Source organism: Acinetobacter sichuanensis, assembly GCF_003024515.2.
GTDB lineage: Bacteria > Pseudomonadota > Gammaproteobacteria > Pseudomonadales > Moraxellaceae > Acinetobacter > Acinetobacter sichuanensis.
Genome location: NZ_PYIX02000064.1, coordinates 1 through 10,488 on the forward strand (window position 1 = coordinate 1; position 10,488 = coordinate 10,488).

General features: G+C 34.8%; 6 protein-coding genes and 2 pseudogenes. 6 read left to right on the forward strand and 2 right to left on the reverse strand.

Features of this window, described 5'->3' with window-relative positions; translation table 11 throughout:
* The first annotated feature begins 201 nt into the window (after window positions 1–201).
* The 4 genes from C9E89_RS20500 to C9E89_RS20515 all read left to right on the forward strand — a co-directional run bounded on the left by C9E89_RS20500 (window position 202) and on the right by C9E89_RS20515 (window position 4,557).
* Window positions 202–2,334, forward strand: a complete 2,133-nt coding sequence (locus C9E89_RS20500) for a hypothetical protein (protein WP_107010039.1) — start codon at window positions 202–204, stop codon at window positions 2,332–2,334.
* A gap of 5 nt (window positions 2,335–2,339) precedes the next feature.
* Window positions 2,340–3,413 carry a hypothetical protein gene (locus C9E89_RS20505; RefSeq protein WP_107010038.1) on the forward strand — a complete coding sequence of 358 codons (1,074 nt, stop codon included), beginning with the start codon at window positions 2,340–2,342 and terminating at the stop codon, window positions 3,411–3,413.
* A gap of 99 nt (window positions 3,414–3,512) precedes the next feature.
* Window positions 3,513–3,818 (forward strand): hypothetical protein, encoded by a 306-nt coding sequence (locus tag C9E89_RS20510; RefSeq protein WP_228199088.1) that lies wholly within the window; start codon window positions 3,513–3,515, stop codon window positions 3,816–3,818.
* Window positions 3,805–4,557 (forward strand): NlpC/P60 family protein, encoded by a 753-nt coding sequence (locus C9E89_RS20515; RefSeq protein ID WP_107010037.1) that lies wholly within the window; start codon window positions 3,805–3,807, stop codon window positions 4,555–4,557. Before C9E89_RS20510 ends, C9E89_RS20515 begins: the two co-directional genes overlap by 14 nt.
* Window positions 4,558–4,625: 68 nt before the next feature.
* Here C9E89_RS20515 and C9E89_RS20520 read toward each other — a convergent pair.
* Window positions 4,626–5,654 (reverse strand): annotated as a pseudogene (locus C9E89_RS20520) (IS701 family transposase).
* 152 nt (window positions 5,655–5,806) lie between these two features.
* On the opposite strand from C9E89_RS20520, the gene C9E89_RS20525 reads away from it, so the two are divergent.
* Both C9E89_RS20525 and C9E89_RS20530 read left to right on the forward strand, forming a co-directional pair.
* Window positions 5,807–7,333 (forward strand): thiol-activated cytolysin family protein, encoded by a 1,527-nt coding sequence (locus C9E89_RS20525; RefSeq protein WP_107010036.1) that lies wholly within the window; start codon window positions 5,807–5,809, stop codon window positions 7,331–7,333.
* Between the two features lie 754 nt (window positions 7,334–8,087).
* Window positions 8,088–8,999 carry an SDR family NAD(P)-dependent oxidoreductase gene (locus C9E89_RS20530; RefSeq protein ID WP_107010035.1) on the forward strand — a complete coding sequence of 304 codons (912 nt, stop codon included), beginning with the start codon at window positions 8,088–8,090 and terminating at the stop codon, window positions 8,997–8,999.
* Window positions 9,000–9,186: 187 nt separating this feature from the next.
* On the opposite strand, the pseudogene C9E89_RS20535 reads toward C9E89_RS20530, so the two are convergent.
* A pseudogene (locus C9E89_RS20535) lies at window positions 9,187–10,488 on the reverse strand (hypothetical protein); the annotation flags it as partial.

Below are 10,488 nucleotides of genomic sequence, written 5' to 3' on the forward strand. Positions count from 1 at the left end.
TACTTATCAAATTGTGAAAGCACAAGAAGTTGAATCATCGGCATTTATGCTTACTGAAATGTCACCACAGGGTGTAATGACTAACAATTTAACTGCTGTGAATTACACAGACAAATATTATGAAAAAGATCATTCCTTTTTCTAAAACTTAAGCAAATTATTTGGCACCTTCGGGTGCTTTTTTATGATCTGGAGAAAAGTATGGCGTTAAATAATCAAACGTTTATTGACTTAGAGCGTGATGCTAATGACACTGGAAAGTTTGTAAATACAAAGCAAATTATTACTCCACGGTATGGAAATCCATTTAAGTCAGCACCGCTAATCGCAGCAGAGCTTGCGGAAAATGGGATGTTTCAGCCATTTGCTACAGAAGTTTTACTAAAAGCATATATACCAGTTGTTGTACCGACTGTTGCCAAAGCACTGGATAGTAAAAAAGTATTTATTTGGGAAATTCGTGCACCAAAAATCAAAGCTGAATGGTATGACACAGGCTTATCAGAAAAAGAGCAAGCAATTTCTGCTGCGGCAGTTGATGCGAAGTCTAAAGCCGATGCTGCTCAAGCTAATGCAATTTCTGCTGCGGCAACAGATGCGAAGTCTAAAGCCGACGCTGCTCAAGCTAATGCAATTTCTGCTGCTGCAACAGATGCGAAGTTTAAAGCCGATGCTGCTCAAGCTAATGCAATTTCTGCTGCTGCAACAGATGCGAAGTCTAAAGCCGATGCTGCTCAAGCTAATGCAATTTCTGCTGCTGCAATTGATGCGAAAACTAAAGCTGATGCAGTTTTTGAGCATTTTGATAAAAAAATTAAGGGTTCTGAGGGTGAAAGTTTATTTGATTTTTGTGATGAGGATGGGAATAAAGTAATCGAAATTTTACCAGATGGTGATATCAATTCACCTAAATTTGGCAAAGTTAGTATGATTTCTGACAGTTTTAAAACCTTAGCAGATAATGCTGAAATTGAAGCAAAAAATTATGCAGATGAAAAAACAAAGGCTTTATCTGAAACTGAAGCTGTAAGTTTATTTGATTTTTGTGATGAGGATGGAAACATTGTTGTTAGATTTATGAGCAATGCTGATATTCAAACAGCTGGACTTGATGGGAGGGGATTGGTTGAAGAAATACAAAATTTAAAATTAACAACGCCATTGATCGAATCTGATGATTCATTGTATCTATTTAAAGATGCTGATGGGAATACGGTATTTAAAATATCTAAAGACGGTGACATTGATTATCCTAAAAAGACTAGACAATTACCCCCTGTAAGCTTTCCAGTTGGTAAAATCAATAAATTTGAACGGCTTACAGAAGACTTTCAGGAGTTATATTTAAATTCTAAATTATTAAATGGTGAGTGTAATTTACCGATTTCAAAAGGCATGTTTTCTCAAAAGTTTAGAATTAGTGATAACCAGGATTTTTTAAATTTAAAGATTGAACAACCCGAGCGAATTTCACTTGATACACCTTATTATCAAGATGGTCAGATTGTTCATCCTTTTCTATGGTCGGGCTATAAAAGCTTTCGTGGTTATAAGTATATATTGGCAGCAACCCCCTATGAAAATACAAATGACATATTTGAAAATCCTTGCTTATGGGGGACTAATGACTTAGAGAACTATGAGCTTTTATCAGACATGCCACAGCCTTTAGAAGAAAGATTCGCTGGTCGTTATAATTATAATTCTGACGTTTTTTGCTTTTATGATCATACGACTGATGAGTTCTGCGTAGGGTGGAGAAATGGCTCTAATACTACTAATGGTTTTGACTTATGGGTAAAAAGGACTACAGACGGTTATATATGGAGTGAAAAAGAAAGAATTGCACCAAAGTCATACGGTTTACTTTTGTCGCCTAATATTTTGTATAACGCTACCATAGATAAATGGGTGCTTTATTCAATTTCAAACGATCCGAATGGGAGTTTCTCAGGCAATCGTTTTTGCTATAGAACAGCAGATATATTGGGTGAATGGTCAGAAGCCACTTATATTGAAACCCCTTTCACAGCTTGGCATCAAGAAACCAGATATTGTGGTAATCAACTTATCACAATCATTAATGACAACTACACGACGCATCAGCTTTATTTGGGTATTAGCGACAATGGTTTTGATTGGGTGTTTAATCCCGAAGCCATTGTTACAGGTAATTATTTACCAACATATAAAGCTTCAATAACTCCCTTTTTTGAAGATACAAAACTTAAATTCAATATATTTTGGACGAGCAGCGATAGATTTACCGATCTATCAAACCGCTGGCGTTTATATCATGTCGTGACACAACCAATAAGTGTTCAGGAGATTTAAAAGATATGGCTGTAACATTCACAAGTAATCGAAAAGCAACACAAGTCTTAAGTGATTCAACTGGCTTTACAGGTCCGTTGGACTATATATTAAACATGGATGTTATAAATGACAGATATTTTAAAAGTAATGGTCTTGTAAAATCTGAAGTAAAAATTGAGGATGCTGTTACCGTTGTTAGAACATCGAACGGAAATGTTTATGATAGAGATCTAAATTCTATTGTTGTTGGGCAAAATATTCCAAGACGTTCATATCTACCTCAATACAAATCATTTGGTCTTGTAATTGAAGAAGCAAAATATAACTTTTTTGACAATAGTAATTTGAAAGAGCAAACGGTTGCATTACCAGTTAACACAAAAGTTTATGGTTGTTATGCTAAAGGTGGTTTTGCAAAAGTATCATCATCTGAAGTGGAAATTTTGCAAGGTGATGGTTCATTTAATAACCCGATGTTTTTTAAACAGTTAGTCAATGGAACAAGTAATCCAACGATTTCCTTAAGTGGGTCTATACAAAGTGTACAAGTTGAGCAATGCATTGGACATAATTCTTTGAGTACCGTAATCGGTGAAAGTCAAAGGCTTAAAGCAGCTGAAAATTGTTCAGTTAATATTGATAAAGCAATGCCAAAAGGTACTATTGTAATCAAAGTTATGGAGAGCGCACATCAGCTAATAGGCTCAACAGTTGATGATTATGTTCCTTATTTATCATGTAAACTTGATGACTCAAATTACATCGCTGTAAATAGAAGGGTAAATAAAGATACTTTAACATTGAGGCTTTTTAAAGATGGGGCTGAAGCATCCGTGGCTCAGATTGGTTTAAGTAAAAAGACGAATATCATAGCCTTATCTTGGAATAGTGGGGTAATTCGATATTCAATTAATGGCGTTTCTAATGAACATATAGTATCAATGGGTGCTACTTTTACTGTAAATGCCATATCTTTGTTATCATCAATCTTAGGATGGGTTCAATACAGTGGTAACTCAGCATTAACAAATATGGTTTTATATAACAGACAGCTAAGTTTAAGTGAACTTGATAATGCAACCCAAAGCTGGCAATGAACAACTGTTGCGCAGTTATCTATGCAATAAAACAACACCTAACCCTGATCTTTAATGCAAGGATCAGGGTTTTTTAATGCCTAAAAATAGGAGAAACAAATGTCAGAAACCACAACCGCAGTTGCAGAAACATCAGCAGCAATTGCGGGGAAAGGAACAATAGTAACAGGTACAGGGGTGACATTGGTGTCATGGGCGGCAGCAGTGGATTGGGGTTTTTTAATTGGTGTAGGTATTGGTTTAGCAGGCTTAATTATTAGCTTTATGAACTTCTTATCAAATCGCCAATTCCAAAAACGTAAAGACAAGCGTGAACAAGAGCTACATGAAATTGAAATGTGTGAAGCTAAATATAAACAACGAATGAAAAATTCAAAAAGTGAGTTAAAACATGAAATTAATTAATGAAAACCCGTGGCAATATTTGTCAGTAAAGCTCCCAACATTGGGAGCTTTTTTTATGCTTGTATTAATTCCGCTCTTACAATGGGCATTAGATTTTCAGCTCATTCCAAAAGAACATGAAGGCATCATTATTGGAATTGTAATTCCATTGCTTGGCTTGATCGGCAAAAAAATCTATCAACCAGAGCTGCATACACCGCAGCTAAATGGCGTTAATAGCCTTTTAGCCACACCGCAGAATTCAAATGATTTGGCGTGGATGGTTGAAGCGAAAAAACATATTGGCTTGCGTGAAATTGTGGGTAAACAACATAACAAAACTATCTTAGGATGGATTAAAGGCTTAGGCGGTTGGTTCACTGATGATGAAACGCCATGGTGTGGGACCTTTGTTGCTCATTGCTTAAAGACTGCAGGTGTGAAATATCCAAAGCATTGGTACCGGGCACTTGATTATGTGAATTATGGATCAAAACTCGCTAAGCCTGCCTATGGATGTGTTGCAATCAAAACTCGCAAAGGCGGTGGCCATGTATGTTTCGTAGTTGGTCGTGATCAAAAAACTAAAAAATTAGTCTGCTTAGGTGGGAACCAAGGCAATGCTGTCTCTTATGCCTTATACAGTGATTCAGATTTTCAGGAATTTCGTTGGTATGGGAAAACAAGCCGACCTGCTGAGTCGCGTTATAAGTTGGCACCTTTAGATGGGGTGAGTGCAACCAAGGTGAGTGAATCGTAACATTTAATTGTGTATCTTGTTCTTAAGCACCATAATATCTAAAAATAATATTAGCTAGGACTTACGCACTATTCTTTTACTAATTTTTGTGGCAGAAGATGATTCTTGTCTAAAATAAAACCATCAATAAAATTCTTAATAATGGGTCGAAATAAACTCTTCTGCCACTGATAAATATTTATAAAAATATTATTCGATTGTATTTTTTGTATCTGCACATAAGCCATTAATGATGCAAAAATATGATTGTGAATGAGCTTCGCTCGCCTAACCTGAAACTTTTCAATATGACAGACTTGCTTAATGATTCGGTGATATTGCTCAATTTCCCAATGACTTGCGTGTAAATTTTGAAACCCTTCAAGGGTTAAATGCTCATCAGGAGCATAAACAATATAAAATCTCTGCTGTTCTTTGAGCTGAGTCTTAAATAATTGTACAAATCCAAAGTCTTTGAGCCAAACTTTTTGACCATTTTCAAATGCAGGTAACTGCCTAATCTGATGCCAAATCCCTTTTTCAAGGGATACCTTGCGATTACTGTCGATACCAAACATAAATTGAATACCATGATTTCTTATGGTTTTTAGATTTGAAGTTGCAGCGTACCAACGATCACCTGTGACATAAGCAATATTTGCTCCCCATACAAGAATTTCCTCTAACATCTCTATAAAATAGTCATTTTTAGTCTTATTTTCAGATTTGTCGTAAATTCTGAAATTAATAGGCATATTTTTACCCTGCTGATCTGTAGCATAAAGTGTAATAAGATTGATGCCTTTCACTGAACGATGATGTTTACCAGACCAGAAAAAACCGACTAAATCCATATGTTGACTATAGGGTTTATATAATACAGTATCATCCACACTGACAATAAGTCTATTGTTATCCATGTATTAAATAGCCTCATTGTATAAATCTTGTGGACAATAATTTTCACGCTCTAAAAAACGATTTACACTGTCGTGAGAGATTTGATAGGTATCAGCAAGTTGCGTACAACTTATAGAATGTGGTTCTATCATAAGAAATCCCATATAAATGGGTAAAGTACATTGAGCTGTAGAAGCATGTTTGGTTTGTCTGATCACCTAGATGTTATACAGCTTATTTATCATTTTTTTTAATACTATCAATGCGTAAGTCCTATTAGCTTAATTAATTATACTCCTCATTTGGGGAGTAGATCTTTTTATAATGACTATACAAAATAAATAACTATAATCTATTAAGGGAAATAGATATGAAAAATTCGCTATTAATTATATTATTTGGTGGAACTATAGTAGTTTCAGGATGTGGGGATGGGGGAGGAAAAGACCCCACTACACAAACAATACCTAAAGAAAAAAAAGCTGATTATAATGCATATTCAGCAACATTACCTAAATGGGAGGAGTTTTCTCCATTACTGACGTCAGGCAATATACCAGTGGAAGGATCCAAGAGTTTTAAGAATGAACTCATTGGAGATACAGTTTATCAATGCTCTACTGAAACAGTAGATATGACTAGTACCCCATCTAAATTAGTAACCTTTAATCCAGATATGGGATCGCTTTGGGTTGGTAGTTTATTACAAGGTAAACACTATCTTGGAGGTTTGGGATCTTTGGCTGAATTGCCTATTCGTGAGCGGGCACCAATTACTATTTATATTGATAAATTTGGACAACAAGTCAGTAAAAAAATTGAAAATCCTACAGCAGCATCTGTTCAACAAGCTATTAGTGATTTAGTCAATCAAATTGATGCCTCAAAAAATCCTGTATCGAGTTCAATCTACTTACAATTCGCATCAGCTCATAGCGCTGAACAAACTGCTATGAGTTTGGGGATATCAGCAAAATATGCGGGTGCAAAATTATCGACTAGTTTCGCAAATAAACAAGCGGTAGATGAAAATCGTGTTAATGCAAATTTCGTACAAGAGCTTTTCACAGTTACGGTTGTTTCCCCTCAAACACCAGCATCATTATTCAGTAATGATTTTACAGAGGCTAAACTCCAAGAACAAACAAAGTTAGGGCGATTAGGGAAAGATAATGTGCCAGTTTATGTTGCTGCAATAACATATGGGCGTATCTTAAATTATACAATGACAGCAAAAGCCGCAGAAAATGAGATGAAAATGATTGCGAATGCTTCATATGCAGGTTTAACGGGTAATGGTGGGGGTGTTTCGCTTACAAATGAGCAGAAAAAAATTCTTAATGAATCAAAAATTGAAGTAATTGCGCTTGGCGGTGATCAAGAGAATGCCCTTAAATTGATTCGTAGTGGTGATTTAAGAGAATACTTTGAAAAAAACTCAAGCTTAAGCTCGGCAAAACCTATCTCTTATGAAATACACAACTTAGCTGATGATACTAACGCTTTATTTAGTGAAACTACACGTTACAATCTTCAGAGTTGTAATAATGGAAATACACAAATATTAAAAAAATCTCTCAGAGAATCTGCTACCACTAAATCTGGAGTTTTTGATGGAGGAGAGAGGCGAGAATCAATAAAATCTGATAAATACACCTTACCAAAAAATAGTTATTTTATGGAAAATAAAGAAAAAATAACTTATATACTACAAGGTGGCTCGGAAAATGAATGTAAAGTAAGTTATAGCGATTATTATGACATTCCATTAAGTGATGGGGGGATCAAAAAAGTTCCAAGTACAGTGAACTATTCTGCGAGAATTCGTAGTCCAAAAGGTTGGGGGGCGAGTGGAACGATTGAATGTAGTTTTGAGTTTAGTTATATTAATCGCTAACTTACCTTCATTTTATTTTTAGCATTAGAATAGCGAGTAGTAATTTAGTTTTTCAGCTGATTTTACCTATTCGCTATTCATCATACAGTATTAAAATTTAGTGCAAAATTAAATCGATTAAATAGAGTGAATATCAACTGCTTCTCAACAAAACACCCAACAATAACCCCAATGACTGTATCTGCAGTTTACTTCACTTCTCTACCACCAGAATGTGAATCTATATAAAACAGAATTATTCCTAACTTTTTATAACTAATTTGATTGAAAAACAATCAGGAATGGTTTTGGAATAAAAAGCAGCTAAAAAAGCTAAAATGTAATGACAATTTTGCAAAAACAATGATAAAAATTTCGTATCGTGGATATAAAATCAATTTTGATTTGACGATTTAAAAATTTGCTTTTACTAATAGAATTATTCTATATAATATTTATTGAAGTATCAGACCGACTTGGGAACAATTCCAAGTCGGTTTTCTGCTATTTATAACTATGGATAAAGTCTTATTACGCCAAAATTTCGCCAAATAAATATAAACAATTGTATTTTAATGAATTAATTAACATCAACAACATAACTCATATAATAAAAATGATAAGAGAAATTTATTCAATCATTATAGGTGTCATGATGGAAGTAAATGTGTAATATGCTATAGAAAATGAATATATGACAGCTTAAATGAAGGTTTTAGACCACTAAAGCCGCTGTATTTTAAAGACAATAATTTTGATAAATAAGGGATGAATCATGACAGTCAATCTAACAAATCGGGTCGCAATTGTCACTGGAGCAGGTGCAGGTTTAGGGCGTGAACATGCATTATTATTGGCACGGTTAGGTGCAAAAGTTGTTGTTAATGACTTAGGAAGTGATGTACATGGTCATGGCGGTTCAAATTCTCCTGCACAAAAAGTAGTAGATGAAATTATTGCAGCAGGTGGTGAGGCGATTGCAAGCAGTGCATCAGTCACAGATGTTGAACAGGTTCAAGTGATGATTGACGATACTATGGCACGCTGGGGACGAATTGATATTTTAGTCAATAATGCTGGATTTTTGCGCGATAAAACTTTTGCAAAAATGTCACTTGAAGACTTTCGCTCTGTGATTGATGTACATTTAATGGGGGCGGTAAATTGTACTAAAGCTGTTTGGGATATTATGCGTGACCAGAAATATGGTCGTATTGTCATGACAACTTCATCTTCTGGCTTATATGGTAATTTTGGACAGTCAAATTACGGCGCTGCAAAAATGGCATTGGTTGGGCTAATGCAGACTCTGGGTTTAGAAGGTGAAAAATATAATATTCGTGTGAATTGTATTGCACCTACTGCTGCAACTCGAATGTTAGAAGGCTTATTACCAGAAGCTTCTCTCAAAGCACTTGAACCCCGTGCAGTAAGTCCTGCAATCGCAGTTTTAGTTGCTGAAGATGCACCAACAAAAATGATACTTTGCGCTGGTGCAGGAAGCTTTGAAGTTGCACACATTAGCATTACTCAAGGTATTTATTTAGGCGTAGGTGAGGATACTACGCATATTTTATCTGTGCGTTTAGATGAAATTTCTGACCGCACGAATGATATTGTACCAACGCAAGGATCAGCGCAAGGTGATTTAGAGCTACATAAAGCAGGTTTAAGCGTAGAACCATAAGAAAAATCTATTTATGTAAATGCTTTAATTTTTATTATTCATAAATTTTATTGATATTTTAATATTAAAAATCCAAATAAATGTGAAATAAAAAACCGAGCTAATTATATAGCTCGGTTTTTTTAAATATAAATCCAAATTTATTTAAAATGATATAATTTAAAATAAAATGATATCGTATTTCAAATTAAACTAGATGCAAGTTGTTATCTAGTAAGTTGTCTGGATTAATTGGTTGAGAAATAATATAAAGTTGATCTTTCACAGGTGCAACAGTTGGTGCAGCCTGCTCAGTACCTTCTACTCCAGTTAAACTGCTGAGTAGATTATCAATATCATTCTCTTTAATTTCTTGCTCACTTTGGATCTGAATTTCCTCAATAATACGCTCAGCAGAGATAGATTGAAGTGTATTTGTCACCGCATTAAGCGCAGAGTCAATAGATGGCGTGATCATACTATTTAACATATCAAGCGTTGAATCTACAGAAATATTATCTTGGATAAGATCATTACTGTTAGAAATAGTATCTGTAATTAAACCAGTCGTTTGATCTAAAAGATCATATACGATTTGATCAATTGCATCAGTTGCTAGAATATCAGTATTTAGAGTGTCAACTAAATTCGTTACCAGATCAAGAGGTAATAAGCCATTTGTTAAACCACCAACCAAACCTGAAACTAAATCAAGTGGTAATGAGCCATTTAATACACCATTTACTAAATTTGTTACCAGATCAAGTGATAATAAATCGTTGTTTAAACCACTAATTAAGTCTGTAACGAGGTCTAGAGATAATGAGTTATTTAATACACCATCTACAAGATTAGTAACAAGGTCTAGAGATAATGAATTATTTAATACGCCATCTACAAGATTAGTAACAAGGTCTAGAGATAATGAATTATTTAATACGCCATCTACAAGATTAGTAACGAGTTCTAGAGATAATGAATTATTTAATACGCCATCTACAAGATTAGTAACGAGGTCTAGAGATAATGAATTATTTAATACGCCATCAACCAGACTAGTAACGAGGTCTAGAGATAATGAATTATTTAATACGCCATCTACAAGATTAGTAACGAGATCTAGAGATAGGGAACTATTAATAACACCATCTACAAGATTAACAACCAAGTTAAGAGAAAGTGAGTTATTTAATACGCCGTCTAATAAACCAGTTACGAGATCAAGAGATAACAAGCCACCAAGTAAACCATCAACAAGATTAGTGACAAGGTCAAGTGATAATAAGCCACCTAAAAGACCATCTAATAAACCAGTTACTAGATCAAGCGATAACAAGCCGCCAAGTAAGCCATCAACCAAGTTAGTGACAAGGTCAAGTGATAATAGACCACCCAAGATGCCGTCTAATAAACCAGAGACTAGATCAAGCGATAACAAGCCACCAAGTAAACCATCAACAAGATTAGTTACAAGGTCAAGTGATAATAAACCACCCAATACGCCGTCTAA

Coding starts and splice junctions, on each gene's coding strand:
- C9E89_RS20530 (WP_107010035.1), top strand. CDS start 8,088: ATGACAGTCAATCTAACAAATCGGGTCGCAATTGTCACTGGAGCAGGT.
- C9E89_RS20525 (WP_107010036.1), top strand. CDS start 5,807: ATGAAAAATTCGCTATTAATTATATTATTTGGTGGAACTATAGTAGTT.
- C9E89_RS20500 (WP_107010039.1), top strand. CDS start 202: ATGGCGTTAAATAATCAAACGTTTATTGACTTAGAGCGTGATGCTAAT.
- C9E89_RS20515 (WP_107010037.1), top strand. CDS start 3,805: ATGAAATTAATTAATGAAAACCCGTGGCAATATTTGTCAGTAAAGCTC.
- C9E89_RS20505 (WP_107010038.1), top strand. CDS start 2,340: ATGGCTGTAACATTCACAAGTAATCGAAAAGCAACACAAGTCTTAAGT.
- C9E89_RS20510 (WP_228199088.1), top strand. CDS start 3,513: ATGTCAGAAACCACAACCGCAGTTGCAGAAACATCAGCAGCAATTGCG.